Source organism: Roseovarius sp. (genome assembly GCF_965228755.1).
In the GTDB taxonomy this organism is placed as follows: domain Bacteria; phylum Pseudomonadota; class Alphaproteobacteria; order Rhodobacterales; family Rhodobacteraceae; genus Roseovarius.
Map to the genome: position 1 here is coordinate 1,017,790 of NZ_CBDDIG010000005.1, position 26,147 is coordinate 1,043,936.

Consider the following 26,147-nt stretch of genomic DNA (forward strand, 5'->3'; position numbering starts at 1 on the left):
ATAAGGAAGCACTGTCATGACTATCACCAAGTCAACTGACACCAACATTTCCCAGCGTACAAACGTTTGGGCGGCGCGGGAAATGCTTAAATTTGCTGGGGCTACGACCGTTCTTGATAAGTTCGGCGTGGCAAAGCGGATGCCGAAGAACAGCTCGACTTCGGTCAAGTTCCGGCGCCCGAAAGTGTTCACCGAGGTCACTGCACCTCTGGTGGAGGGCGTGACGCCCAACACGACCGCATTCGAGTATGAAGATGTATCTGCCGAACTGAAACAGTATGGCATGGTCGTCGGTATCACGGATGTGATCGAGGACACCCACGAGGATCCTGTTCTTCAGGATGCCACCGTTCAGGCCGGTGAAAACATCGGTCGCACCATTGAAGCGCTCTGCTATGCCAAGCTGAAAGCTGGCAGCAACGTCTTCTATGCGAACGGAACCAGCCGCAGCGATGTGAGTACGCCGATCACCCTGAACAAGCAGCGCGCGGTCACTCGTGCCCTGAAGGCTCAGAAGGCGATGAAAATCACGCGGATGCTGTCTCCCTCGCCGGGCTATGAAACCCGCGCGATCGAGGCGTCGTATATCGGCGTGGCGCATACCGACCTCGAAGCGGACCTTCGCGGCCTCGCCGGCTTTGTTCCCGTTGCGGAATATGGCCAGCGCAAGCCGGTCTGCGAGGAGGAAATCGGCAGCGTGGAGGATGTGCGTTACATCCTGTCGCCCGATCTTGACCCGGTTCTGGCGTCCGGTAGCGGCACCCTGAACGGCATGGTCAGCGCCGGCGGCTCCAACGTGGATGTCTATCCGGTTCTGTACTTCGGGAAGGAAGCCTACGGCAACGTGGCGCTTCGCGGTCAGGGCGCCGTCGCTCCCTCGATCATCCCCGTGGGGCAGAAGACCAAGGACGACCCCCTCGGCCAGCGCGGCTATGTCGGCTGGAAGACGTGGTTTGTCTGCGTTCGCCTCAATGAGAACTGGATGGCGCGTCTCGACGTGGCGGTCACGGATCTCTGATCTGACATGAGGGGCTGCCGATCCGGTTAGCCCCTCTCTTTCACCCCCCAAAATGGAGGCTCTTATGTTCAAGGGTCATATCTCTACGGGCACCGTCACTGGTACGGGGTCTGCGATCAACGTCGAGGTCGGCTTTGAGCCGAAGGTCGTCGTGATCATCAACGAAACCGATCCGGGCCTGTATGTCTGGACCGACACGATGGCGAATGCGGAAATGCTCAAGGTGACGGATGCCGTTGCCATGACGTTCCCGACATCGAACGGCGTCAGCGCGTATGCCGGTTCCGTTGCCACGAACAGCACCGGCTTCACGATCGGCGCTGACAGCGACATGAACGCGTCGTCTGACGTGATTCACTACATCGCGCTTGGCGCCGAATAAGCGCCTTTGCCGGGGGCTGTTCGGCCCCCGGTTCCTTTGATCCGTCAAAAAGGATTTGACCGATGGCCAACAAGCCTGACGCAGCCGCGGTAGCCGCTGCGCTCAAAACGCTGTCGCCCGATGACTTCGGAGATGACAGCACCCCCAACATGAAGCCGCTGAACAAAGCCCTGAAAGATGCGGGCTTTGCTCAAATCAAGGCGTCGGAGCGGGATGCTCTCCTGCCCGAAATCCTGAGCGGTGAGCCCGAACTTGAAGACATCCCGCAGGGCATGGTCCGCGTCCGTCTGGATGCCAGCGATGCCAGCCCTCTGCCCTTCTACGTGCATGGCTTCGGAATGCTCTCGCTGCAGGAGGGCGAGGAAGCAGACATTCCGGTGTCCGCCCTCGACGCCCTCCGCAACTCGGATCACGAAATCACCGTCATTGGAGTCAATAAATGAAACAGCGCACACTGAAAATCGAAGAGGCGGCACCGGCGGAACTCCGGGAGTTCGCCAAGACCATCCTTCAGCTTGATCTCGATGGCCGGGAAGGCGCGGACAAGCTTCGCAGCAAGATCAAGGAAGCGGGCTATCACGCCGACACGATCACGCTGTTCGACATGGCCAGCGCGGATGTGAAGGCTGCACAGGCCGACAGCAAGGGCCGGCGCACATTCATGAAAAAAGACGCGGCTGGGAAGGACCGTGAGTATGTCAAGATCCTGATTCCCACCCAGGAAAAGGCGGGTGGCGAGGAACCTGTCCCCGTGGGCGTGAACGGTCGGATCATGTACATCCCCCGTGCCGAGGTTGTCGAGATTCCGGTCGAGTACGCCGAAGTCCTCGAAAATGCCGAGGAGTTCATCTACGAGCCTTATGACGGGAACGGCCTTGGCGGCCTCAAGCCGCCGCGTGTCGTCAAGTCCTACCCGTTCCAATACGCCTGATTCCTGATGGCGACCTTTTTGGAACTGGTTCAGGACGTGGCCCGCGAAAGCGGCACTGAGCCCAATATCAACGACCCGAGCACTCTGACAGGCGTCACCGGGCGCCTGCTTCGGATGAAGCACATGGTCGAGGATTCGTGGCGGGACATCCAGCGCCTTCATAAGAGTTGGCTCTGGATGTATGCCGCGTTCAGCGGCACCACCATCGCCAGCACTCAGGACTATGATGCCGCGGCCATGGGGATTACCGCCAGTCGTTTTTCTCGCTGGGTGATCCATGATGAGCAGGGCGAGCTCACCATGACATCCTACCTGACATCCGCGGGCCGCAGCGAGGAGCGGTTGCTGGCTTACGTGGAGTGGCCGGAGTTCTACCGCCGGTACTTGCGCGGGGATGCGGCGACGACCACAGGCGAGCCGCAGGTTGTCACGGTCGACCCGCAGAGAAAACTGCATTTCTACCCGATCCCGGATGCGTCCTACACGATCAGGGGGCGGTATTACAAAGCGCCGCAGGTGCTCTCGGTCGACGCTGACGAGCCGGAATGCCCCGCAGAGTATCACGACACGATCAAGTGGAAGGCTCTGAGTCAACTCGCGGTGTTTGACGAGAACAGTGAACAACTGCCGATGTGGCAGAACAACTATTTCGGGGAACTCAGCAATCTGCGGTCTGGCCAGCTTGCCCTGATGAACACTGCCGGGCCCCTCGCATGACAAACTATGCCGTGGATATCGCCCCCTGCAAAGGGGGCCTTGATCTGGTTACGTCTCCCATTCAGATCCCGAAGGGGCGGTTGATTGCGTGCCAGAACTACGAGGCTGATTACCGAGGATATCGGCGATTCGACGGGTACGAAAGATTTGATGGGCGCCCCAAGCCGTCCAAGGCGTCCTACTGGGTCATGAACTTTGACGCCGGTCAGACGGCTATATCGGAAGACGACACGGTTACAGGGGCAACGTCTGGGGCAACCGGCATTGCCCTTCAGGACGCAACGGTCAGCAGTGGATCATGGGGCGGGAATGACGCCGCCGGTGAATTGATCCTCTACAATGTGTCGGGCACGTTTCAGGACAATGAAAACCTGGAAGTCTCCGCATCGACGGTGGCTGTGGCTGATGGCGTTGCGACGGAAGGCGGGGCGTCGACGGACGCGCTGAACGATACCTACACGCAGGCCGCGATCGAGAAGCGCCGGGACGCGATATCCGCCATTACCGGGTCCGGGGATATTCTGGGTATCTTCACGCTGTCTGGTACTGTCTATGCGGTTCGCAACAATGCCGGCGGCACTGCTGCGCAGATGTGGCAAGCAACCGCCAGCGGATGGACACAAAAAACCTTTGGCCACACCCTCGACTTTGACAGCGGAGCAACCGCGGAGATTGTCGAGGGCGAGACGATTTCAGGCGGAACGTCTGGCGCGACGGCAACAGTGGAGCGCGTCGTGCTGCAAGACGGGGCGTGGTCGGGCACGGCGGAGGGGTACTTTGTCCTCTCCGGCATAAGTGGCACGTTTCAGGCCGCGGAGACGGTCACGGGCGGGGCATCCGGTGGCACGGCTTCCGCGGGTGGGGCGCAGAGTGCTATCACGCTACCGCCCGGCGGGAAATATCGGGCGGTTCGGCATAACTTCTTTGGCACCAGTAACCTGAAGCGTGTCTATTTCGTGAATGGTGAGGGATACGCCCATGAGTGGGACGGGACTATTCTGGCTCCGATCCGAACCGGGCTGAGTTCTTCGCTCGACAAGCCAAAGCATATCGCCATTCTGAGCAACCACCTGTTTCTCGGGTATGACGGCGGGACCATGCAGTTTTCGTCAACTGGCCTGCCGCTCGTGTTTGACGCGACGACAGGTGCCGGCGAGGTCGGGGTTGGTGACGACATCACGGGCATGAAGGGATTCACCAAAAACTCAATGGTGGCCACGGCCCGCAACAAGGTCGTCTATGTCACCGGGAGTGATGTGAACGACTTTCAGGTGAACTTCGTATCCGAGGATAGCGGCGGGGTCTCCGACACCTTGGAGGCGGTTGGATCGCCAATGTTTCTTGATGATAGGGGTGTTCGCAGGCTTGAGGCGGTGCAGGCTTACGGGGATTGGCGGATTGGGACAATCACCTCTCTGGTTGAGCCGTTCATTCGCCAGAAACGAACGAACAGCGTCACGCCCGTTGGTGTGCAAAGGGTTCGCTCCAAGGATATCTACCGGCTGTTCTACGATGATGCCACGGTCCTGAGTATTTTTGTCGGAGAGAAGTACCCGGCATGTATGCGGCTGTCGCTCGGGTTCACGCCTACAGTCGTGGTATCGTCGGAAGACGCGTCCGGGAATGAGATACTGCTGGCCGGGGACGGCAGCGGGTACGTTTATGAAATGGACGCCGGGACTTCGTTTGATGGCGAAGAGATCGAGGCGTTCATTCGTTTCGCCTTCATGCATCAAGGCTCGCCCAACCAGAACAAGCGCTATCATAACCTGGAGATCGAGGCGGACCTTGACGGGGACAACGTTGAGCTCTCGCTTTCAAGCGATTTCTCCTATGGCAATCCGAACAATTCCAGTGGTGAAGAGCAATCCGTCGATATCTACGGCGGTGGCGGTTTCTGGAACACCATGTTCTGGAACCAGTTTCATTGGTCTTCACAGATTCAGGGACAGGCCGGCGCTGAATTGCAGGGTATCGGCACAAACGTGAGCCCGGTCATCATGTCGGACGCGATATATGAAGAGCCGCATACGCTGACATCAATGCGCGTCAACTACACTCCCCGGAGACAGGTCAGATGAGCAACGATTATTTCAACCACAACTCCCCTCTGTCTCGCCATACCCTGGGCCGCGCGGAGGCCATGAACGCGATATTCAACACCATTGCGTCCGGGTTTGAAAAGCTCCCTGATGTGATCGAAACCAATCAGGGGCGGGTGAACTTTGCTGTCGATGGCGGGGCGGCGGATGTCTATACCGCGGCAATGCCGAAGACATGGACCAGCTATGTCAATGGCGCCACGCTTCTCCTGGAAATCGGGTCCGGCAATACCAACACCGGTGCGGCTACGTTGAATGTGGATGGTCTGGGCGCGAGGGCAGTCAAGACATTCGCGGGTGGAGACCCGGCGGCGGACGATCTGGAGGCGGGGAAGGTATACCACCTCGTTTATGACGCGTCTGCCTCGCAGTTCAGAATGCTGTCCTACGCGTCTCAGGACACTGTGAATATTTCGACCGTGGCTGACAACATCTCCGACATCAACACGGTGGCGGGGATATCAGGAAACGTAACCGCTGTGGCTGACATCGACAGCAACGTGACCACGGTAGCCGGTATTTCCGCGAACGTCACCACGGTGGCAGGCGTCAGTGCCGATGTTGCTACAGTCGCCGGGATCAGTGGCGACGTGACCACCGTTGCCAATGACGGTACGGATATTGGCACCGTGGCCGGTGACAGTGCGGATATTCAGACGCTTGCGGCCATTTCCACGGATATCTCCACGGCGGCGGGAATTAGTTCGGACATTACCACCGTTGCGGCGGACGGAACGGACATCGGCACTGTTTCCACGAACATCGCGAACGTGAACACCGTGGCCGGTATTTCCTCTGATGTCACGACAGTGGCCAATGACGGCACCGACATCGGGACCGTGGCCGGGCTGAGCGCCGACATCGGCACGCTTGCGGACATTGAGGACGGTACGACCGCTACTAGCGCGATTTCGACAGTCGCGGGCATTTCGTCTGATGTGACCACAGTTGCAGCGGATGGAACCGACATCGGGACGGTCGCTGGCATTTCCAGTGATGTGACGACAGCGGCCGGAATTTCCGCCAACATCACCACGGTGGCTGGCATCTCGGCCAATGTTACGATCGTCGCGGGCGATAGCACTGATATCGGGACGCTGGCCGGGATTTCGTCTGACATCACCACGGCGGCGGGAATTGATACCGACATCACGACCGTGGCCGGGATCAGTGCGAACGTCACTACGGTTGCAGGTATCAGTTCGGATGTGACGACCGTTGCGGGCATGTCTGGCGATGTGAGCAACTTCGCGGCGCGCTACCGGATTGCCGCGTCAGCACCAGCCACCAGCCTTGACGAAGGCGATCTATATTTCAACACGACCGACAACCAGCTTTACATCTACGATGGCTCGTCGTGGTCCGCGGCGGCGCTGGACACAAACGGCGCGCTTCTGGCCGCCAACAACCTATCCGATCTGGGCAACGCCGGGACGGCGCGGACGAACCTTGGCCTTGGCTCTCTCGCCACTGTAAACAATATCAATAACGCGAACTGGTCAGGCGCGGACTTGGCCATCGCCAACGGGGGCACAGGGGCGTCTACGGTGGCAAATGCCCGAGCGAACCTTGGCCTTGAAATCGGTACAGACGTGCAGGCTTTTGATGCGGACATTCTCAAGGCCGACACCCATGACACCCTGACCGCAGGCTTCGATAGCGATGCAGAGAACCTCGGCACGGTGACAACTGGCACAGTGACGCCAGAAGTGGATGGCGCAGGCGAGGAAAACTTCAAAACGCTGACGGCAAATGGAGCCTTCACACTTGCACCGCCATCAACCTCAGGGAACTGCACGATTATCATTCAGGTGACGAATGGCGCAAGTGCCGGCACGGTCACCACATCGGGCTTCACCATTGTCAACGGTGATGATTACGAGACGACGAACGGTAACGACTACCTATTCCACGTCAAGAAAGTCGGCTCCTTCTCGTCGCTGACAATCGAGGCGCTGCAATGATAATGCCATTTGCGCACGCTCCCATCGCATACGTGCCAACTGCCACCTTCGGAACCGTTGATATCACAGTCGGGTTTGATGGCAGCATTACTTACGGATACAGCCGAGATGACCTCTCTATTGGCTCGAAGGGCACCGACACTCTGTGCCGATTGAACTCGGACGGTCTTCTGGTCGAATATTACTTCGGTAGTTTCCGAGCGTTTGAGATGGAGTTTGCAAGCAACGCAGATGCCATCACGGCACTAGCGGACATGCAAGCATTGTACACCGGCATTCGTGTCCAGAACGAAAGCCTTCTGACATTTCCCACGAGCTTTATGTCGGTAAACGGATCAAAAATTCAAAGCGCTGGCGGAAGTGGTTCATTCGGCGCTGGCGAGAACGGAAACACCTATACCTTGGAGTGGTACTGATGCTCTACGATCCAGAAACACAGACGCTTTACCGCAACCAGTCAGAGGCCAAGAAGCTCGGGCTACCGAAGGTATCGACCGCACCACGTCCTGATGTTGACGCCGGGCAGGTTGCCGTCCGCGATGACATGCCAACGGAGCAGGGCGATGGTTCGTGGCGGTTCGAATGGACGGTCGAGCGGATGTCGGACACCGAAATTAAAAGGGCCGTAAATGTCGAGCGGGACCGCCGGGTTGCTGCGGGAACCACGGTGGCTGTCACGGGATATGGTGACGTTCCCGTTCAGGGAGGGGTATCTGACCAGATCAACATGATTGCCTTAGATGCTACCGCGAAAAGCCTCAAGGCGTCGGGCGAAACCGGCGCGATTATCCCGTTCCGCGATGCGGTTGATATAATGCATGATTTGACACCCGATCAGATGATTGAACTGGTCGCGAAGTCCAAGCAGGTTGCCACGGCAATTTACGCTGTTTCGTGGGACATGAAGGACGGCACCGGGGATTTTACCGGCGGTATCCCGACCGATTTCACTGACGACAGCTACTGGCCGTAACTGGATTACACGAGGCGAAACCATGGATTCACTGCCGGGCATTTTGCGCGACTGGATAGCTATTGCGGGCGCGCTGGTGGCTGCTGTTTTCTGGTTCGCCACGCTAGAGGGGCGCGCCAGACGGAACGGGCGCGAGGCGCGTGATAACCGGGACGCGATCAGCAAGGAAACGCAGGACCGGATAGAGGCTCTGCGCATGCTGGAACGCCGTCTGGAAAAGCAGCGCGAAGAAGACAGGGCATCGCGGGAGCGGGACTGGCAGCACATGAATGCGCGGCTGGACGGCATTCAGACGGATATCAAAGAACTTTTGCAAAGGACGGTGCCGAGATGACGGATATGCGTCTGGGTGACACGCAACTGATTGTTGAAGAGTGCCAGAAACAGGGCCTTCTTCGCAATCAGGCGGCGTATGTGCTGGCAACGGCATATTGGGAAACCGCCCGCACGATGGAGCCGGTGCGGGAGGCGTTCTGGCTGTCCGAGGGGTGGAGGCAACGCAACCTGCGCTATTACCCTTGGTACGGGCGAGGCTACGTCCAATTGACGTGGGAAGCCAACTACACGCGCATGGGCGAACGCCTCGGGCTGGACCTGACAACAGACCCTGACGTTGTGATGCGCCCCGACATCGCAGTGCAAATCCTCGTTATCGGGTGCCGTGAGGGGCTGTTTACCGGCAAGAAGCTGTCCGATTACATCACCTTGCAACGCTCCAACTATCGCGGCGCGCGGCGCGTAGTGAATGGCATGGACAAGGCTAACGCCATTGCGGAACTGGCCCGTGAATACGAAACGGAACTTGAGGCAATGGGGTATGGCGTGGAGGAGCCCGCGCCAGTAGTGAATGAGCGCCGGGATGGAACGCAGCCGCGCGAGACCATTGCCAAGAGCAAGACGGTGCAGGCGCAGGCTGTCCAGTGGGCGGGTGTGGCCGGGCCGGGGGCGTTTGCGTGGTTTCAGGCCGAAGACCAGATTGTGAAGCTCGCCATCCTCGGCGGCTTGGTGCTGGTGCTTGTGGCTGGTGTCATAGTTTTCCGCGAGCGCATCAAGAAATGGACGGGGGGTGTTCGATGATGACCTACTTTCCCAAATACGAACCCCGCATCTGCTTTGTGAACTGTGGCCTGCCGGGCGAGCAATGCGCTTGCTATCGGGCGATGATGGCGCTGCCGGGTTTGAAGGCCATCGAAAGCACGACAATTGTCGGAACGCACGGCGGTGTCGTGGACGACGATATTCTCGCCATGCTTGAGGGCGCGCGAGACTAATGACCCGCTACGCCCTTATAGCGGCCCTTGTGGCGGCCATTGCCGCCGCCGGGTGGATTGCCCTGCTGCGAATCGAGAACAGCGCCCTACAGGCGGAGAATGAGCGTCTAGGGCGTTCCGTTGTCGCACTCAAGGAGCAAGCCGCACAGTCGGCCCTTGCGCGCGAGGTAGAGAGTGCCCGCGCCAAACGCTGGCAGGCGCGCTCCAAGGAGCTTTCCGCCGCCATCGAGGGCCTGCTTACAGGAGATATCAAAGATGCGCCTCTGGATCCTGATCTTGCCGATCGCATTAACAGCCTGCGCGGAGACTGAGTATGTCTATGTCCGGCCTGAAATACCTTCTGAGACACTTGCGCCCTGCCCAATTTCAGAGCGCCGCGTGGAGACGGTCAACGAACTGGCCGTCCTGGCCACGGAGCACCTGCGGAGTGCGGAGTGCGCCAATGGGAAGCTGGTCGCCGTAGGCGAGATACTGGAGGGCGAGACATGACCTGCTCAAGGCCGTCGAAACCTATCGCGCGTATGTGCGCGTCAAAAGGAGATGTCTGATATGGCGCTCAACGCACAATACCTCCGAGACCAACTGAAGCGCAGTGGCTTGGAAAGGCACGGTCTCGATCTGGCGACAGAACCGCTTGAGAGCACGAAAAAGAGCATGCAGGCAACCTCTGCTCCGAAGCCGATGAGCATGCAGACCGCGCCCCAAGCGAACCCGCCGAAGCCGGAAAAGACCGAGAGCGCACCGCAGACCATGCAGGCCACGAGCGCGACGACACCGCCGCCTCAGGGGTTCTCTGCCACCAATGAGCAGACCGGACGCCTGCGCGGTCTGGAAATGGCGACATCCGGTCCGGATGCTGACACCTACGGCACGACCAATGTCGCGGATATCGCCGCCGAGATGATGAGCGAAGACAGCGATCTGATGCAGCGGGCGAAAGCCGAGGGTCGTCAGGTCGCCAATCGCCGCGGCCTGCTGAATAGCTCCATGGCAGCAGAGGCGAGCGCCAACGCTGTTCTTGATAGAGTTGTTCCCATGGCCTCTCAGGAGGCGCAGCAGCGATTTGGCCGGCTCCTGTCGGAGCAGGAATTCGGTCAGAGGCTACAGGAGGCCGGATACCAAGGGGAAATTCAAAGCGGCTTGTCGCGTCAGGAATTCGAACAGAATTCTGCGCTGTCCGAACAGGACTTCGAGCAGAAACTTGGGCTGTCAAAGCAAGAGTATGAATACGCCCTGAGCCTACAGGAGTCGCAACAAGGGTTTGAACTGGCCTTGTCAAATCAGGAGTTCTCTCAAAACCTGACGCTGCAAGACCGAGAGTTTGCCAACGATCTGGCGGTACAGGCCCAACAGTTTCAGAACGATCTGGCTTTGTCGGATCAGGAATTCCAGCAGAAGTACCAGCTCACCAAGATGGAGATGGCGCAACAGATCGAGTTGCAGCAAAAGGAGTTTGCCTTCCGCATCGAGGACCGCAAACTTCAACAGGACTTCGAGCTCGCCCTTTCTGACAAGGAATTCGAGCAGGCGCTGGGGCTTTCGAAGCAAGAGTTCGACCAGGCCCTTGAACTTTCCGATCAGGAATTTGAGCAAGCACTCGGGCTGTCAAGAGAAGAATTTCGGCAACAGCTTGAAATCGTCGCGCAAGAGAATTCCAACCGCATTGATCTCGCCAATATCGAGAAGGAAATTCGACTTGAACTGTCGGCCCAGGAGTATGAACAGGCACTCGGGCTTTCTCAGGCTGAATTCGAGCAGACGAAAGAACTGACCGATCAGGAATTTGAGCAAGCACTCGGGCTGTCAAGAGAAGAATTTCGGCAACAGCTTGAAATCGTCGCGCAAGAGAATTCCAACCGCATTGATCTCGCCAATATCGAGAAGGAAATTCGACTTGAACTGTCGGCCCAGGAGTATGAACAGGCACTCGGGCTGTCTCAGGCCGAATTCGAGCAGACGAAAGAACTGACCGATCAGGAATTCGAGAACCAGCTTGGCCTGACCCGTGCCGAGTATAGTGAGCGGATGAAGATGCAAGCCGCAGAATTCCAGTTCGACAAGGAAGTTGCCGAGATGGAAATCTTTGCCGAGCAGGAATTGGCGCAGCTTGATTCTGATACGCGTAAGGAGTTGGTTGCTCTTGAGAACGAGACGAAGGAAAAGATCGCCGCACTCGATTTCGAGATGGACGAAAAGCAACTGATTTCCGACATGACCATCTCCATGAATGAGCTCTGGAATCAGTCGTTCGACTCCATCATGCGCAATCCTGACATCTCGTCCAAGGACCGAACGGCACTGATGCTGGCCGTTGGTGAGCGCCTGAACAACCAGCTTATACTGACCGAAGAGCTATATGGCATTGATCTGGAGTGGGAGGTTCCGATTCCGAGCCAAGGCGGCGGCTCGGGAGGTGGTGGAGGCCGCACCGGTGCGGCAAATGATCTTTTCAATTTCCTTGGCGTCGATGGCGGCGGCAGCGGTTTCAGCGACGGATTGCTTGATGCCATTGACGGTGGCAACCGAACCGGCGGGCAAGTCACGTATGAACCAGCCAAACCGCATCCCGGTAGAAGCTCTGGCGCCGGTCGATAACGCCAGTGAGTTTAAATGAGGCAAGGCCGGCGAGATTTGCGGATATTCCGTACATCATCGCGCTTGGGAAAAAGTGCCACGAAAGCAGTCGGCTATTCGAAACTACCGAGATTGTAGAAGACGCGGCTCGAAATTTTCTGTTCACGGCCATCAAGGGTCATAGCACTCCAGCAAGCCTCATGAGCATGTCGGTATTCGTGACCAACGGTATGGAAAACGAGCCGTGGATCAGCGGCGTGATCATCGGGCTTTTGCAGCCTCGATATTTTGTCATGACAGAGGCGGTCGTGACGGACCTGATTTGGTACGTGGATCCAGACATGGCCCATCCGAGGGCTGGCGCAAACCTTCTACATGCGATGCACGAATGGGCGGATACGTTCGAGGATGGTCCGGTTGCGCGGGTCCATTGTGTAAATGACGCAGTAATGAACCCGCGAGTGACGGGCCGAATGTTTCGAATGGCCGGCTACAAAAAGACCGGCGAAATCTACGAAAAGGAGGCAGAGCAATGAGCGCAGCCATCATTCCTATCATTGGGGCGGTCGTTTCCGGTGTTGGCAGCGCCATGGCGGCCAAGAAACAGCGCGAGGCGGAAGAAAAGGCCCGCATCGCCGAAGAAAAACGCCGCGAGGAGCGGTACGCCGGTATCGGTGAGGCCGTTGCCAGCACGCAACCGGTTCGAGGCAGCGCCTTGGGTGGGAATGTTCCAGAGCGGCAAACAAGAGACCCTGTTGGAAAGAGGACAGACCGGGTTGGGCTGGAAGCTGCAACCAAGCTCGATAAGAGCCTGGGTAAGGCGGGACCGGAGGCGGGCAGCCTTGAGGCGCGGCTTAACAAAGTGACTGGCCGGAGAGGGCCGTTGCAGCCGAATTCTGCAAGAACGCAGCCGGCGCTTCCGAAAAACCAAGCGCGTGTTGCCCGCTCCATGGAGCAAAGCCAGCAGCGCTATCAATACGACCCCGGTCAAGGCCGGATTATCCGGGCATAAGGAGCTTCCGACATGATGCCGCCTAAAGGACTGAACGCCGCCACGGATGCAGGCCAGAAGCCTCCGCGCCAAAAGCGTCCCGGTATGCCGCGTCAAAAGGGGCTGGAGGGCCCGGAGCCGCGTGATGCACCTGGGGCCGAAAACATGCCAACCCCGGAAACAAAGGAGGCGTACAACAAGCTGTATGCCTATTCCCTCCTCCACCTCTACAACAAGGAATTCATGCCGAAGGCCGTGGAGTCAATCAAGAAGGCGCCGACACCGGAGGCCGGGATCGCAGGAATTGCCAGTTCGATCGGGGCGAAGCTGTATTTCTCCGCACAGAAGGCCGGTGAGAGAATTCCTGACGAAGCGATGCTGATGGCTGGCTGGCAGGTTGTGAATGAAATCGCGAAGTTTGCAGAGATCAAGGCCGAGGTTGGCAAGCTCTCGGAAGAACAGATCGAGGATGCCTTTCTGATTGCTGCGGATGAACTTCAGGCGAAGTTGGGTCCGGACAGCACGCTGGGCGACGGCGTGACGCCCGAAGAAGTGCAGGCAATGGCAGAGAAGGCAGGTGGGGAAGAAGGTATCCGAGCGCTTGAACAGCGCAAGATGGCCAAAATGATGCCGCAGGATATGCGTCAGCAGATGCAGGGGACCGGGGCTGATGCGCCTATTCCTCGCCAACCGAAAGGGGCAATGTCATGAGCGAGATTTTTGCTGGTGCCCTTCAGGGGTTGGGCCGCGGCCTTGTGGCTTATGCCGAGCAGCAGCGGGAGGATGCGCTGTACGAACGGCGCAAAAAGGACCGTGAAGCATATCGTCAGGCCGCGTGGGACCGGGATGATCGTCTCCTTGAAGAGAAACGCGCCTATGAACGCGGCAAGGAACGGCGGGCAGCTGCGGCCATGGAAAGCGCGAACCGGGCCATGTACGGGCTGGATGCGGCAACCGGAGCCACCGAAAAAAAGGTAGACCCGGCGCGTGACATGGGTCGCGGCACGTCGCCGGGATACCGTGGCGACACGGTTCAGTCGAATGGGAAAACCTACGACATGGGCCGGAAGGTGTCATCGGCAGCGCCGGAGGATCGGGATTTGCTGGCCAAGCTGATTACTGCCGAAGCAGGCAATCAGGGATACGAGGGCATGCTTGCGGTGGGGTCCGTCATCGGCAATCGCATGAAGTCATCGAGATATCCGAACGCGGTTCGCGATGTGTTGATGCAACCCGGTCAGTTTTCCCCGCTCAACAGCAAGACCGGCTACGCCAATGGTGAGCAGGGGCAGGATGTGGACAGCATCCGGGCCTCGGAAGACGCCTACCGTGTGGCAGATGCAATTCTGGCGGGGGCCTACGATGATCCGACAGGCGGCGCGCTGAACTTCTACAATCCCGATATTTCCGACCCGGTATGGGGGCGGAACATGGCCAAGACGCGGATCGGGGATCATGTCTTCGGCACGTCAGGCGCAGGGGCGTTGCGGGAGCAGGAGGCGGTGTCGCGGGGCGAGACACGGCTGGGCATGATTGGCGGCGTGAAGAATGACCGCGATGTGTATCAGGGTTTTGACGCCAAGGGGCGGGCTCATGCATCCAATCCGGAGTATGCGGATTATTCCCAGCTATTTCGGGAATATCGCTTCAATTCTCCGGATGATAGCTGGATCGCGGTGGGCAAGCGTGATGGCAAGACGGTTTATGCAGCGCCTGACTATGCCCGCGATGAAAGCGGTAACTACCTATCGGTTTCGGCTGCCGAGGCGGAACGTCTGGCGCAGGACCGTGGCTCCATTATCCCGACGCGCGACGAGGTGAAGGCTGTCTACGACAAGGCCAAGCGCGTCCGTATGCCCACCAGTGCGGATTTCGGCAAAAAGGGCGGGGAAGGCACTTCGGAGGAATATACCGCGCTTGTCACGCAGCGCATGCGGGATGAGGGCATTGGGCCGGGTGATGCTGTTGTTCATGGCAAGGAATTCTACGCTGAAGCGACATCTGGCCAGGGATCGTCGCAAGCAGGAGGCGGACTACGGCAGCCGCGCGGGCTGGATATCGTGATGAATTCCGAGAATCCGTTTGCCACCACGGACACGCAGGGGAATGTGACGGTGCGCTCCGCCGGAAAAACGGAAGCGGATGCCTCGAAAAAGAAGCGCGCGGAAATCCTTCTGGGCATTATCGGCAACCCTGACGTGGATTATGATACACGTCGCCGCGCCGCCTCCAACCTCGACAAGTTGATGGAGAAGGATGACAAAATCAATCTGGAAGGCGAGGAGTGGATTCCGACCGGCGACGGCAAGGAAACCCTGCACCGCTACAATGGCCGTACCAACGAGGCCATTCCTGTCACGCGCAACGGTGAGCCGGTTACGCGCGCCATGAAGAAGACAGCGCCGGAGCTCTCCAAGGCCACGAAGTCGCGGCTACGTCTCGCTTTGCGTCGAACGGATATGTTCATTGACGATGGTATCGCTGATGACATCGAGACACTGGTCGGAGCGGAGGTTATGCGCCTCATGAAAGAGGAAAACATGAGCGAGGCGCAGGCGATCGACAGTGCGGTTTCCCGACTGGAAACGGATGATGTCGGGTCGCCAACCGGCGTAATACTGCCGCCGTCTCAGCCTCAACCAACACCCACCATGCCATCTGACCCCGGAACTCCGCCTTCGGCTTCGCGTCAGCCCTCACCTGATGGCCGCACGCTTCCGGCGGGCGTGACGGCGCAATCCGCTCTCGATCAGGCACGCAAGGCCATCGAGGCCGGCGCAAATCGCAGCGAGGTCGAGGCACGTCTTCGCAGCTATGGTATCGACCCGAAAGGTCTGTAAATGGGTATCTTTGACGACCTGATCCCAGCCGACGAGGTTGGTCTGTTCGATGACCTTCTGCCCCGGAAGGAACCGGAGAAGCTGCGGGTTTCGCCAGGCGACATGCCGGAAGCGGATGGGGCAGGGGATATCCCACAGGACGACCCCACTCCGTCCAGCCTTGGCATGCGAAGCGCCCAGCGTCAGACGAGCCTTTCGCCGCAGGTAGGCGGGCCCAGGACAGCCCCGCCGGCAGAACCCGTTACGCCGGAACCTGTCGTCAACCGCGGCAATCCTGACACGACCGACGACGCTCGTGCAGAGCGTGGCTTTGGCCGTTCTGCTTATCTGGACGATGGCGCCATGCCGGATGTGCAGCCCAATGCCGTGACGCGGACCGCGCAGCGCCCCGCTGATCCGCCGCCGATGGCGGCACAGGCTGCAACCCGCGACGACCCGTTTGAGGGCGAGGGCTTCGGCTCGCTCGCCAAGCGCCGCGGGCAGCAAGCAGCAAAGGGCGCTACAGAAGTAATCGCCTCAGTCCCCGAAGCGCTTGCGATACTTGACAGAGATATCACCCGCCAACGCTACGGCTCCGCGCTTGATGCCGTTCCGGCTCTGCGGAAGGAGCGTGAAGACCTGAACCGCATCATTGCGGATACCGAAAAGGATGACCCGCGCAACCGTGCGGCCCGGATGCGCCTAACCAATGTCGAAGGGGAAATCTTGCGCGCCGCCAATATGGTGCGTGAAGACAGCGCTTCCCTTGAGACGCCGGTTGAGGATACCGGCATGTTTGGTGTCGGCGGCAAAATTCGCCAATCCTCCGAGGATGTGTTCGGTGCGCCCGATCCGCGCGACACCTCGTTCTGGGCTGGCGTGGCCGAGGGTGCCGGCAACATGACCGCTCTTGCCGGGGCAAGCATCATTGCGGGCCCGGCTGGTCTGGGTGTTGGGGCCGGGCTTGGTTCTTCGCTGAATTCGTCGCAAATCTACAAGGAAGCCCGCGCCGCCGGTGTAGATGAAGAGACGGCTCTGGCGGCTTCTCGCTGGGCCGGCGCCATTGGCGCGACTGAAATCATTCCGATCAGCCGCGCGCTGAAACTGTTGCCGCCCCGTCTCCGTCCGAAGGTGAGCAATACGCTCATGAAGCGGTTCGCGGATATCGCGCAAGGTTCGGGGGAGGAGGCTGCACAGGAATATCTGGCAACGGTTGCTAACAACCTTGTTGCCCAGAAATTCTATGATCCGGAGCGCGGATGGGACGAAGGTGCCGCGGAGGGCGCACTTGTCGGTGCCGTTCTTGGTGGTGGCATGGGGCTCGTCGGGTCCGTTGCTGGTCGTGACGGTGAGACCCCGGCGAGTAAGCCGCCAGAGCCGCAAGGCGCTCCGCCTCGTCCCGACTATGGCAACAGTCCGCTCCTGACGCCGGAGGACAGGGAAAGCCCGATTGCCGATGATGTCATCGGAGAGGGCAAGGAGCTCGTCGACAGTATTGTGCGGGGCGAAACGCCGCCCCGGCCGCCGCAGGCCGGCGTTCAGCCTCTGGATCAGGGCGGTGCGGATGTACTGACACCGCAGCAGAGCGTGGTACAGGAGCCGTCAGCCATCGACAGGCTGTCGCCCACACCTCCGGCACAACCGACCCCTGAGAGCGCGCCCGCAGCCGCCCCTGAACGGGCCACCGAAGGTGTGGTCGGGCGTCCTGTTGAGGACCGCCCTGCGCTGCAAATGCCGGAACCAGAGGATCGCGAGCAAGTCGGCGGTGACGACGATTTCTTCGAAGAAGAGGTGGATGGCCAGTCAACCGGGCGCATGATGCGCATCGACCCGGAAACAGGCGGCGTTGTGCCGGTCGAAACTCAGGTGGCGCCGGAAGCCGTCGAACCCCAACAGGAGAGCAATGACCAAGCGCAACAAGCCGCCCAGCCGACAACTCCGGTACGCGAGACTTCTGAGGATGTGGAAACGCCCCAACCGGCAACTCGACGTGCCCCGAAGGAAAGGACGGCATCTCGCCGCCGTCCGCTGACGGACGAGGTTAAGGCCGCCGGTATCCGGATCGATCCGGAAGGTATTGCAGGGCAGGAGTTGCGCAACGCTGGTATTACCCCGCAAAACACGCCGGGGCTTTTCAAGCGCGGCGGTCGCGCGGACATCGACAATATCGAACCGCAGATCAGTTCCTATCTTGCCGAAACGGTACAGGCTGACGAAACCGGCAATTACCTGGACCGCAATGACTTGATGAATGCGCTTATTGACGAGGCGAACGGTCGTCCGCGTCGGGACGCGGTGGAATCAAATCTGTCGGTTAACGAAGCGGCTCAGGTTCGGGCGCAATCCGGACGAGATAGCGATTTTGAGCCGGAGTTCGACGCCGTAGAGATCGGTGATTATTTCATCCCGGCGCGCGACACCGACATCAGCACCGATAACGAGCGATCGGGGCGCGTGCGGGAAGCCGTGCGCCGGGTGGAGAACGAGAAGCGCACGATTTTAACCGCATCGGAGCGGAAAAACGTGTATGATCGACTTGAACGGGACGGTGGGGATGTCGAGGACATCATCATTGACGAGCAAATCAGGAGTGCCTTGAATGAAGCAGGCATCGAAGACTTCCAGCCTCAGCGCCAAGATCGAGACCGGACGCCAGCAGATGCGGGCGATACTGGACAACCCGAAGTCCAGCGAGGCAGCCAAGCGGAAAGCTCAGCGCGCCCTGAATACGATGAACGCGGTCGTGGAGAGCCGGAACGAAAAGGCCCGGAAATCACGGGAGAGCGCCGGGACGTAGGCGACGAGCGTGAAGGCTGGATAATCCGTCAGAGGGATACCGGCGAAGTCGTGATGGAAACGCGCGACCGCGACAAGATCGATGCCATCAATGCCGACAGGTATGAGGCGGTTCCAGTTCGTGAGCATCTTGCGGATTTGAATGGGGACACTCCGGCGGCGCGCGCGGCGGGGCAATCACCCGACGCTCAGACCGATGCTGTTTCCCGCGCAATCTCCGAACCTGCTACCGAACGCACCGAAGCGGGCGAGCAGCAAGTCATCCCCGGCGCAGAACAGGACGTTGCACGCTCAGAGAGCGCCCGTGAGGCCGACCAGCGCCGTGAGGTGGGTGCCCGTCAACAACAGAGCCGGATGCGGTCAGCCACCCCGCAGGATGAGCCGGGCGGGCTGTTCGACACGCAAGGCGACATGCTGGATCAGGCTGAGCAGGATGAAGCCGTATCCGTTCGCCCGGATGGCAGCGACAATACGTCCCGAAAGTACCAGCGTCGGAACGACACTTTCGCGGCTGAGTTCATGTCCGAGCTTGCGGCCAACGACGATCTTGGTAATATCCAGTCACTGATCGAAGTTTCCACGGAAAGCCTTGCTCATTATGTCCCAGAGTTCCGTAGCGCTCGATATGACTTCCGAACAGGAACCTTCCGAAACTCTGAAGGCGCACCCATATCTGATGAGGTGCTGGACGGGTGGGCATCTAAGCATCCAAGAGTGCGAGCGGCGCGCGCGGGGCGCAGAACGCTTAAAAGAGGTATACTCTTCAATACCCTGGCACGCACAGAGGGCGGAGAAAGATCCGGATTATTGGAGCAAGTTCTACAGCAGCCGGGTAAACTGGTAGGCGATAACCTCGAAGGCACCTTCTACCGACGCGATTCCGCGCTGGACGAGCAGAAGGTACAAAGCCTCCTGCCGGAACTGCGCAAGCGCCTCGACAAGCTGATGATCCGCAACGTCGATCTGCGCTTTGATCCGGCCATGTCCGAGCAGGGTGCCACGGAAATCAGTCCCAACGACGACATCGCTATCCTGATCGGCGCGGCTCTCAATGATGTCGCGACACTGAACCACGAGGTAATCCACGTCCTTCGGGCGCGCAATCTCTTCAAAGATGGCGAGTGGTCCGCGCTGCGCGAAGCCGCGGATAAGGAATGGCTGAAACGCTACAACATTGCCGAACGCTACGGTGATCTGGACCGTGAAGGTCAGATTGAAGAGGCTGTTGCGGAGGCTTTCGCAGATTGGACGCAAGGCAATCTGGACCTGACGGACAAAGCCAAAGGCCCGATGGCCAAGATCAGGCGGTTCTTCAAGGCGCTCATGGAGACACTGCGAGGGCAGGGGGTTACTTCACCGGCGGATATCTTCAAGGCCATTGATGCTGGCGATGTGGGCGCGCGTGACGGCGCCATGCCGGCGGATATGACCCGTAAGTTCCAGCGCCCCGCGACGGCCATGAAAACCGACGCCCGTCAGGCACTGGCGGATGCAACCAATACCGCGACCGTTCCGGATCGTCGCATCTGGGATGAGGCGGTGCGCCGCAACGGAAACCTCCTAAACCGTGCCGGCGGCGCTAAGGGCGCCATCATGGACAGCATTGACGAATTGCGCGTCGAGTTCCAGGACATGATGCTTCCGCTTCTACGTGCGGAGCAAGCTATTGCCGCGGTAACGGGGCAGGAGATATCCAAGGCCGAGAGCGCCTATTATGCGGAGGAGCGATATACGGGCCGGGTCGGGCGCCGTCTCGATGTGCTGCGGGAAGAGTACACCGAACCGATGGCCTACATGATTGCGCAATCGGATGCGCCGATCAAGCTCACCGATCAGAACGGTCAGGTGCGGGAAGGCGCCGATGCAGTGGACCTGTGGCTTACGGCCCGCCACGCCGAGGAGCGCAACGCGCTCGTGCAGCAGCGCGATCCCAATATGACAAGCGGTTCCGGCATGACGGACGCGGAGGCACAGGCTGTCCTTAAGCAAGCCAGTGGCCAGCCTTTCATGCCGGTTTTGCAGCGTATCGGAGACATGGCCGACCGGCTTGGGCAGGACATGATCCAGTGGCGCGAAGATGCGGGGCTCCTGTCCACGACAGAGGCCAATGCGTGGCGCGCCATGTTCAAACATTACGTCCCTCTAAAGGGATTTGCAGAAACAGACATGTATGATGCCATCGCCAACGAACCCACGGTGCGGCGCGGGCGCAAGTACAACGTTACCGGGAAAGAAGCGAAAGCTATTACCGGGCGGAGTTCGGAAGCATTTTCGCCGCTGGCCACCATGCTGGCGATGGCCGAGGAAGTCACGGTTCGCGCTGAAAAGAACCTCGTGATGCAGTCGTTCTATAATCTCGCCACGAAGTATCCGAACCCGGCGATGTGGAAAACGCAGGACGTGAAGACCAAACGGGTGTTCAACCGCAACACGGGCCGTGTGGAAACCCGCCTCATGGACGCCGCACAAACGAACCTTGGTCCGAATGAAATAGCGCTCAAGATCAACGGCGAGGAAAAGCGCATCGAACTTGTCGATCCGCGACTGGAGAAAGCACTGAGTTCCGTGGGTGCGGTCCCGCAGTTCAACAGGATCACGCGGGCCGCCAGTGCCTTCAGCCGGTTCTTTAGTTCTGTCAACACAATGCTGTCACCGCCCTTTGTTATCGTGAACGCCTTCCGTGACATGATCACGGCTCAGTTCAATCTTGGCCAACTGCCGAAGGAAATCCGCGGGAAGGTCAAAAAGGCAGCGGTGCGGGACTGGATCAAAGCTTTCAGTGGCTCCTATCAGGGCCTGGGGGATACAAACGCGCAAGGAGAGTGGGCGCAGTATTTCCATGAGTTCGCGGAGAGTGGTGCCAAGGTCAGCTTCTTCAAGTTGGAACTTCCCGGTGCCCGGCAGCACGAATTTGCCAAGCAAATCAAGCTGAATACGGGAAACAAGATCAAGCGGAGCGCCAAAAAACTGAAACGCGCCAACACGCAAGACAACCCGGTTCTAAAGGTTATTGAGCGTCTGAACCTTGCGGTAGATAATGCTGTCCGTCTGTCGGTGTTCATGGAAGCCCGCAAGCAGGGCATGACTATCGAGGAAGCGTCCTCGCTCTCCAAGAACCTGACCGTGAACTTCAACCGGAAAGGCAGCGCCACGGCTGTAGCGAACGCATGGTTCCCGTTCTTCAATGCGGCGGTACAGGGCTCTCAGGTGATATTCAAGGCGACGACGCACAAGCGTGTTGCGGCGAGCGTTGCCGGGGCGACCGTTCTGGGTTTGGCGCTTGATCTGCTCAATGCGTACCTTTCCGAGCCAGATGAAGACGGAGAATTGAAATATGACAAAATCCCGAATTACATCGGTGAACGTAACCTGATAATCCCCGGGCCCGGTGACAGCTACTTCACCATCCCGCTGCCCTATGGGTACAACGCCTTTTTCTATGCGGGCCAACAGATGGGCAAGACGATGCGGGGCGTGAAGGATGCGGACGAAGCTGCGCTGGATACGGTTTCCGCTGCGTTCGCCGGCTTCTCGCCCTTGAGCGGAGAGAGTGTGACGCAAACCGTGATGCCGACATTGGGCGATCACCTTCTGGAGCTTGTCACCAACAAGGACTGGCTGGGCCGACCGATCCGCCCGGAAAACCCGTGGGACGATACTGGCCCGCAATCGCAAAAGATGTACAAGAACGAGCCGCCAGAGGTTTACCAGAAGGTGGCGACGGGCTTGAACGCTCTGACGGGTGGTGATGAGGGTCGTGCCGGTTGGCTGGATGTCTCGCCCGAATACCTGCATCATACCGCCAAATTCCTGGGGGGCGGCGCTGGACGGTTTGCCGATCGCATGATTGAGACCGGCACGAACCTTGCGCGGGGCGATACCGATCTTATTGAGGCGCATCGTGTTCCCTTGGCGCGTGTCCTGCACTACAGCCATGGCGATTGGTTGAACCAGGGTCGGTACTTTGATTTCAAAACGGAGGTGGAGAAGGCAGAACATGACTATGAGACCAAGCGTGAAAGCAGAAATCTCGAAAACGTCAGCGAAGAGACGTTGAAAGCGGTTCGCTTGCGCGGCCACCTGAAGCTTGCTGAACAGCGGCGGGAATCAAACGCAAAGAAAATTAAATCTATCTATGCCAACCCATATTTGACGGATCAGCAGAGGCGGGATAGGCTTAATGTCTTATACGATAGGCGGAATGATATCTACGTCACCTTCAACAAGAGGTTTATTGACATAATGGGGCCGCAAGCAGAATGACCTGGCTGGTTCCCGGTGCTGTTGCGGCTGGTGCTTTGATAGCATGGACCGCTTACGAGGCGGGGTGGCAGGGCGCCGTGAAGGCGTCTCCGGAATATGAGGCGCTAAAGAAGCAGGAACGCTTGGCCGACGAGGAATTCTGGCGGGAACTTGAATCTCAGGTCACGGACAGGGAGAAAGTTTGCGACCGGATATTCGAGGATGTCGAGGCTCTTCTTCGCGGCGAACACTTCAACGACCAGAACGAAATGAGCCAGACGAGGGAATACTGACGATTTACATCACGCCGAGCCTAAAACGCGGCGGCTGCATTTCCAAAGAGGATATTCCACTCTGATCCATCCGACATACGAACCGTTCCTGAGCCCGCCTGTAGGGAGTTGTCACGGGTGACAGTGGCAATGCCTTTCAGGCCATTACTGCAAGTTACAGGAAACGCCACCGTTGGGGATGTGTTTAGCGGGTCAAAGCTGCCTCCGCACCGCACGCTCCCCCGAGAAACCTCAAAAGAGCCCGTGCTTAAGCCGGCGGTTGTTGAACCCTTGTAGGTTTGCCCATTCTCACCGATAGCGACGACTGGATAGGTAACGGAGCATCCGGACAATCCCGCAAGGGCAAAGGCCGCCAGAATGCTAAGCTGCGTCGTATTTCTCATCAGTAGATTCTCCCAAGGGGGCGGGGAAACTACTGACCGCCCGTTCATAAAGTTTGTCATCCAGCCGGCAGTGTTCCAGTATTTCCTTCCCTCGCGGGTGTTTCTTAATATCATCGGCGCGCCACCTCTTAATGGACGCGCTGTCGTTGAATGAGGGGCCTCTGTAGCCAATCCGCTCCAAGGCAGCATCGAAGTGATCAAACGGGATAAGCTGAAGGTTGCATCCTTCGGTGTCGATATAGCCACATTGAGCACGGAAAACGCGGTTGCGTCTAGAGTCAAATGCCCGGTTTATCGCGTCATCCAGGCTGACTTCCTCGTCAGAAAACTCGCCAAAGGAGTGATTCAGGGCGCTGATGAATCTGGACACAGGTTCCCGCACCACGGCCATGACATCGGGCGGCCCATCCGGCATGAGCCCTTTCTCGGAAGCCTTCTCGAACATTCTTAGAATTGAATCGTGCTCACTGAACACGATCGCATCATCGCCATGCTGCCGCCGCACCGCCTCATGGAGCGTGCGCGTCCCTGTCTTCGGGATCTGGACAACAAACAGGTTCAACGGAGCGACAAACATATCAGGACAATACCCGAACATGCCGAAGGAATACAGCCATGCTCGACTTGCCGATTAACAATTTCCGCCTCTCCTCCCCCTTTGGCCGGAGGAGGGGGTTCTCGCCTGCTGACCTGTTTCGGTTTGGTGAAAAGGGCACGGCGCTAATTGTCGGCCCGAACGTCTGCTTTCAGGACGCCGCAGGCACCACGCCAGCAGGGGCCGGTGATCCGGTTGGGCTGGTGCTGGATACCAGCGGCAACGGTAACAACGCCACGCAGTCCGACAATGACGACTACCGGCCCACGCTACAGACAGCGGGCGGCCTCTGGTATCTCGATCCAGACCTCATTGACGATTGTGTGGTCCACAATATTTCGGGAAGTTTTTCGGGCGGGCGCGCATTCAGCAGCCCTCATGGCCACCAGATTGACAATAACATCCCGCTCGCCGGTTTTGATACCAGATTACCAAATGTCCGACTGCCCAGCTATGTCGCTCGTGAAGGTAACTTTACGGCGACGGAGATTGACAGGGTGTCGGCGCACATGACTGGCGACCGTCAATACATGGTCACGATGACCGATGACCTGACACTTGCGAACCTGCGAATGGAAATGAGCAACGCGGAGACGCCTGTCGTGACGGCTATTGGCGCCAACGGTGTTGAGGCAACCGTTACTTTGGGTGATCCGTCGGATAGCGCACTGGACCTTGGTGCGGCAGGACTGACCGCGCCAGCTACTGTCCTGTGGCCGCTGGTGAATGATAACACAAGTCTTGAGGTTTTCTGGTGCCATAACAACTCTCTGACAGGCTCTATTCCTAATCTGTCGTCTAATACCACCCTTGTGTATTTCTGGTGCTACAGCAACTCTCTGACAGGCTCTATTCCTAATCTGTCGTCTAATACCAACCTTGTGGTTTTCTGGTGCCATAACAACTCTCTGACAGGCTCTATTCCTAATCTGTCGTCTAATACCACCCTTGTGTATTTCTGGTGCTACAGCAACTCTCTGACAGGCTCTATTCCTAATCTGTCGTCTAATACCAACCTTGTGGTTTTCTGGTGCCATAACAACTCTCTGACAGGCTCTATTCCTAATCTGTCGTCTAATACCACCCTTGTGTATTTCTGGTGCTACAGCAACTCTCTGACAGGCTGGGCAGGTGGTACGCTCCCTGTGTCTCTTGATGATTTTCGAGCACAAAATAACGACCTGCCGGAGGCCACGGTGGACGCTCTACTGGCTGCTCTGGACACGGCAGGGGCATCAAATGGCGATTGTAAACTCGAAGGCGGAACAAACGCAGCACCATCATCGGCGGGAGAAACATCCATCGACAATCTGCGTGGTAAAGGCTGGACCGTCACGGTAACGGGAGGATACTAAGATGCACCGCGTAACCCTCATTGTTCCTGCTGCTCTGTGCGAAGCCGGTGCCCATGTTCACGTCCTCATGGGCAAGGCAACCGCGCTGACCACTTACAGCAATCCGTCCTATGAAGACGCCAGTGAAAACTTGTACGCCGTCTCATCTGGTCTCTGGACACCGGATCAACTGGCTGCCGTACAGCACCCGGCCATCCTTGACCGGGAAGATCTACAAGCGCTCTACATTGAGAACGGCGGCATAGTGGACAGGAGCCTCTGTGAGACGGCCCAAGCGGTGTTCGAGGTGTACGACCCGGAAAACCCTGTCACTGCCGCTCCTGGGCGCATTATGGCGATTGTCCATGACGTTCCCCAACAGGCGCTGGAATGGGCCGGGGTGAGCAGGGTCGAGGCTGAAATCTAGCAAGCCCACCCCCTTGCATCGGAGGGATGCAATATGCTGGACCTGCTTGAGCTTCTGGGGTTCGACTTTGACAGTCTGGATTCAGGCGGTTCGTGCAAGTGGCAGCAATGGCTATGGCCCGGTTCAAAACCGCAGAGCGTGTGCAGCTATCTGTTTCATAGAAAGCGGTGGGCGCTTGTGGTGGTTATCGGGTTCTTTCACTCCCGGAGGTCTTGGGGGCGGTATCATGGGTGAGGGGCCGCCAGTGTCGCGCCCGCGACGGCTAGAGCCGAAACCCACCCCCACGGGGTTCTCCTGACATCATCAGGATTTTCGCCGCCGCGTAACGCCTCAAT

Annotated in this window: 24 protein-coding genes; 23 read left to right on the forward strand and 1 reads right to left on the reverse strand. The window is 58.6% G+C overall.

Annotated features, from left to right (window positions below; translation table 11 throughout):
* Positions 1–16 precede the first annotated feature (16 nt).
* The 21 genes from ACO07J_RS08535 (at position 17) to ACO07J_RS08635 (ending at position 23,073) form a co-directional block, all read left to right on the forward strand.
* Entirely contained in the window at positions 17–1,018 is a 1,002-nt protein-coding gene (locus tag ACO07J_RS08535) for a N4-gp56 family major capsid protein (RefSeq protein ID WP_422028165.1), read from the forward strand.
* 64 nt (positions 1,019–1,082) lie between these two features.
* Positions 1,083–1,400 carry a hypothetical protein gene (locus ACO07J_RS08540; RefSeq protein WP_422028167.1) on the forward strand — a complete coding sequence of 106 codons (318 nt, stop codon included), beginning with the start codon at positions 1,083–1,085 and terminating at the stop codon, positions 1,398–1,400.
* Between the two features lie 62 nt (positions 1,401–1,462).
* Positions 1,463–1,843, forward strand: a complete 381-nt coding sequence (locus ACO07J_RS08545) for a hypothetical protein (protein ID WP_422028169.1) — start codon at positions 1,463–1,465, stop codon at positions 1,841–1,843.
* Positions 1,840–2,331: a hypothetical protein gene (locus ACO07J_RS08550; protein WP_422028171.1), complete on the forward strand. Its 492-nt coding sequence runs from the start codon at positions 1,840–1,842 to the stop codon at positions 2,329–2,331. Before ACO07J_RS08545 ends, ACO07J_RS08550 begins: the two co-directional genes overlap by 4 nt.
* A gap of 6 nt (positions 2,332–2,337) precedes the next feature.
* Positions 2,338–3,048 (forward strand): hypothetical protein, encoded by a 711-nt coding sequence (locus ACO07J_RS08555; RefSeq protein ID WP_422028173.1) that lies wholly within the window; start codon positions 2,338–2,340, stop codon positions 3,046–3,048.
* Positions 3,045–5,129, forward strand: a complete 2,085-nt coding sequence (locus tag ACO07J_RS08560; RefSeq protein ID WP_422028175.1) for a hypothetical protein — start codon at positions 3,045–3,047, stop codon at positions 5,127–5,129. Before ACO07J_RS08555 ends, ACO07J_RS08560 begins: the two co-directional genes overlap by 4 nt.
* Entirely contained in the window at positions 5,126–7,114 is a 1,989-nt protein-coding gene (locus tag ACO07J_RS08565; protein WP_422028177.1) for a hypothetical protein, read from the forward strand. The genes ACO07J_RS08560 and ACO07J_RS08565 overlap by 4 nt, the downstream gene beginning before the upstream one ends.
* The gene (locus tag ACO07J_RS08570) at positions 7,111–7,530 is read left to right on the forward strand and encodes a hypothetical protein (RefSeq protein WP_422028179.1); all 420 of its coding nucleotides are present in this window, start codon (positions 7,111–7,113) and stop codon (positions 7,528–7,530) included. The genes ACO07J_RS08565 and ACO07J_RS08570 overlap by 4 nt, the downstream gene beginning before the upstream one ends.
* Positions 7,530–8,087, forward strand: a complete 558-nt coding sequence (locus tag ACO07J_RS08575; protein WP_422028181.1) for a hypothetical protein — start codon at positions 7,530–7,532, stop codon at positions 8,085–8,087. Before ACO07J_RS08570 ends, ACO07J_RS08575 begins: the two co-directional genes overlap by 1 nt.
* A gap of 22 nt (positions 8,088–8,109) precedes the next feature.
* Complete coding sequence (locus ACO07J_RS08580) at positions 8,110–8,421, forward strand: hypothetical protein (RefSeq protein WP_422028183.1); 312 nt, start codon at positions 8,110–8,112, stop codon at positions 8,419–8,421.
* Positions 8,418–9,164, forward strand: coding sequence for a glycoside hydrolase family 19 protein (locus ACO07J_RS08585; RefSeq protein ID WP_422028185.1), 747 nt, complete (start codon positions 8,418–8,420; stop codon positions 9,162–9,164). Before ACO07J_RS08580 ends, ACO07J_RS08585 begins: the two co-directional genes overlap by 4 nt.
* Positions 9,161–9,358: a hypothetical protein gene (locus tag ACO07J_RS08590; RefSeq protein WP_422028187.1), complete on the forward strand. Its 198-nt coding sequence runs from the start codon at positions 9,161–9,163 to the stop codon at positions 9,356–9,358. Before ACO07J_RS08585 ends, ACO07J_RS08590 begins: the two co-directional genes overlap by 4 nt.
* Entirely contained in the window at positions 9,358–9,669 is a 312-nt protein-coding gene (locus ACO07J_RS08595) for a hypothetical protein (protein WP_422028189.1), read from the forward strand. The genes ACO07J_RS08590 and ACO07J_RS08595 overlap by 1 nt, the downstream gene beginning before the upstream one ends.
* Positions 9,614–9,847: an Rz1-like lysis system protein LysC gene (lysC, locus tag ACO07J_RS08600; RefSeq protein ID WP_422028191.1), complete on the forward strand. Its 234-nt coding sequence runs from the start codon at positions 9,614–9,616 to the stop codon at positions 9,845–9,847. Before ACO07J_RS08595 ends, lysC begins: the two co-directional genes overlap by 56 nt.
* A 60-nt stretch (positions 9,848–9,907) precedes the next feature.
* Complete coding sequence (locus ACO07J_RS08605; RefSeq protein WP_422028193.1) at positions 9,908–11,953, forward strand: hypothetical protein; 2,046 nt, start codon at positions 9,908–9,910, stop codon at positions 11,951–11,953.
* Positions 11,954–11,958: 5 nt separating this feature from the next.
* Positions 11,959–12,468: a hypothetical protein gene (locus ACO07J_RS08610; protein WP_422028195.1), complete on the forward strand. Its 510-nt coding sequence runs from the start codon at positions 11,959–11,961 to the stop codon at positions 12,466–12,468.
* A complete protein-coding gene (locus ACO07J_RS08615) occupies positions 12,465–12,944 on the forward strand; it encodes a hypothetical protein (RefSeq protein ID WP_422028197.1) in 480 nt (159 codons plus the stop codon). The genes ACO07J_RS08610 and ACO07J_RS08615 overlap by 4 nt, the downstream gene beginning before the upstream one ends.
* A 12-nt stretch (positions 12,945–12,956) precedes the next feature.
* Positions 12,957–13,634, forward strand: coding sequence for a hypothetical protein (locus ACO07J_RS08620; RefSeq protein ID WP_422028199.1), 678 nt, complete (start codon positions 12,957–12,959; stop codon positions 13,632–13,634).
* On the forward strand, positions 13,631–15,763 hold the full coding sequence (locus ACO07J_RS08625; RefSeq protein WP_422028201.1) for a cell wall hydrolase: 2,133 nt from the start codon (positions 13,631–13,633) through the stop codon (positions 15,761–15,763). The genes ACO07J_RS08620 and ACO07J_RS08625 overlap by 4 nt, the downstream gene beginning before the upstream one ends.
* Complete coding sequence (locus tag ACO07J_RS08630) at positions 15,764–22,801, forward strand: LPD38 domain-containing protein (RefSeq protein ID WP_422028203.1); 7,038 nt, start codon at positions 15,764–15,766, stop codon at positions 22,799–22,801.
* Positions 22,798–23,073, forward strand: coding sequence for a hypothetical protein (locus tag ACO07J_RS08635; protein WP_422028205.1), 276 nt, complete (start codon positions 22,798–22,800; stop codon positions 23,071–23,073). The genes ACO07J_RS08630 and ACO07J_RS08635 overlap by 4 nt, the downstream gene beginning before the upstream one ends.
* Before the next feature lie 360 nt (positions 23,074–23,433).
* On the opposite strand, the gene ACO07J_RS08640 is transcribed toward ACO07J_RS08635, so the two are convergent.
* Positions 23,434–24,054 (reverse strand): hypothetical protein, encoded by a 621-nt coding sequence (locus tag ACO07J_RS08640; protein WP_422028207.1) that lies wholly within the window; start codon positions 24,052–24,054, stop codon positions 23,434–23,436.
* A gap of 17 nt (positions 24,055–24,071) precedes the next feature.
* On the opposite strand from ACO07J_RS08640, the gene ACO07J_RS08645 reads away from it, so the two are divergent.
* Positions 24,072–25,406, forward strand: a complete 1,335-nt coding sequence (locus tag ACO07J_RS08645) for a leucine-rich repeat domain-containing protein (protein ID WP_422028209.1) — start codon at positions 24,072–24,074, stop codon at positions 25,404–25,406.
* 1 nt (position 25,407) lies between these two features.
* On the forward strand, positions 25,408–25,812 hold the full coding sequence (locus ACO07J_RS08650; protein ID WP_422028211.1) for a hypothetical protein: 405 nt from the start codon (positions 25,408–25,410) through the stop codon (positions 25,810–25,812).
* Positions 25,813–26,147: the final 335 nt, after the last annotated feature.

Coding starts and splice junctions, on each gene's coding strand:
- ACO07J_RS08535 (WP_422028165.1), top strand. CDS start 17: ATGACTATCACCAAGTCAACTGACACCAACATTTCCCAGCGTACAAAC.
- ACO07J_RS08540 (WP_422028167.1), top strand. CDS start 1,083: ATGTTCAAGGGTCATATCTCTACGGGCACCGTCACTGGTACGGGGTCT.
- ACO07J_RS08545 (WP_422028169.1), top strand. CDS start 1,463: ATGGCCAACAAGCCTGACGCAGCCGCGGTAGCCGCTGCGCTCAAAACG.
- ACO07J_RS08550 (WP_422028171.1), top strand. CDS start 1,840: ATGAAACAGCGCACACTGAAAATCGAAGAGGCGGCACCGGCGGAACTC.
- ACO07J_RS08555 (WP_422028173.1), top strand. CDS start 2,338: ATGGCGACCTTTTTGGAACTGGTTCAGGACGTGGCCCGCGAAAGCGGC.
- ACO07J_RS08560 (WP_422028175.1), top strand. CDS start 3,045: ATGACAAACTATGCCGTGGATATCGCCCCCTGCAAAGGGGGCCTTGAT.
- ACO07J_RS08565 (WP_422028177.1), top strand. CDS start 5,126: ATGAGCAACGATTATTTCAACCACAACTCCCCTCTGTCTCGCCATACC.
- ACO07J_RS08570 (WP_422028179.1), top strand. CDS start 7,111: ATGATAATGCCATTTGCGCACGCTCCCATCGCATACGTGCCAACTGCC.
- ACO07J_RS08575 (WP_422028181.1), top strand. CDS start 7,530: ATGCTCTACGATCCAGAAACACAGACGCTTTACCGCAACCAGTCAGAG.
- ACO07J_RS08580 (WP_422028183.1), top strand. CDS start 8,110: ATGGATTCACTGCCGGGCATTTTGCGCGACTGGATAGCTATTGCGGGC.
- ACO07J_RS08585 (WP_422028185.1), top strand. CDS start 8,418: ATGACGGATATGCGTCTGGGTGACACGCAACTGATTGTTGAAGAGTGC.
- ACO07J_RS08590 (WP_422028187.1), top strand. CDS start 9,161: ATGATGACCTACTTTCCCAAATACGAACCCCGCATCTGCTTTGTGAAC.
- ACO07J_RS08595 (WP_422028189.1), top strand. CDS start 9,358: ATGACCCGCTACGCCCTTATAGCGGCCCTTGTGGCGGCCATTGCCGCC.
- lysC (WP_422028191.1), top strand. CDS start 9,614: ATGCGCCTCTGGATCCTGATCTTGCCGATCGCATTAACAGCCTGCGCG.
- ACO07J_RS08605 (WP_422028193.1), top strand. CDS start 9,908: ATGGCGCTCAACGCACAATACCTCCGAGACCAACTGAAGCGCAGTGGC.
- ACO07J_RS08615 (WP_422028197.1), top strand. CDS start 12,465: ATGAGCGCAGCCATCATTCCTATCATTGGGGCGGTCGTTTCCGGTGTT.
- ACO07J_RS08620 (WP_422028199.1), top strand. CDS start 12,957: ATGATGCCGCCTAAAGGACTGAACGCCGCCACGGATGCAGGCCAGAAG.
- ACO07J_RS08625 (WP_422028201.1), top strand. CDS start 13,631: ATGAGCGAGATTTTTGCTGGTGCCCTTCAGGGGTTGGGCCGCGGCCTT.
- ACO07J_RS08630 (WP_422028203.1), top strand. CDS start 15,764: ATGGGTATCTTTGACGACCTGATCCCAGCCGACGAGGTTGGTCTGTTC.
- ACO07J_RS08635 (WP_422028205.1), top strand. CDS start 22,798: ATGACCTGGCTGGTTCCCGGTGCTGTTGCGGCTGGTGCTTTGATAGCA.
- ACO07J_RS08640 (WP_422028207.1), bottom strand. CDS start 24,054: ATGTTCGGGTATTGTCCTGATATGTTTGTCGCTCCGTTGAACCTGTTT.
- ACO07J_RS08645 (WP_422028209.1), top strand. CDS start 24,072: ATGCTCGACTTGCCGATTAACAATTTCCGCCTCTCCTCCCCCTTTGGC.
- ACO07J_RS08650 (WP_422028211.1), top strand. CDS start 25,408: ATGCACCGCGTAACCCTCATTGTTCCTGCTGCTCTGTGCGAAGCCGGT.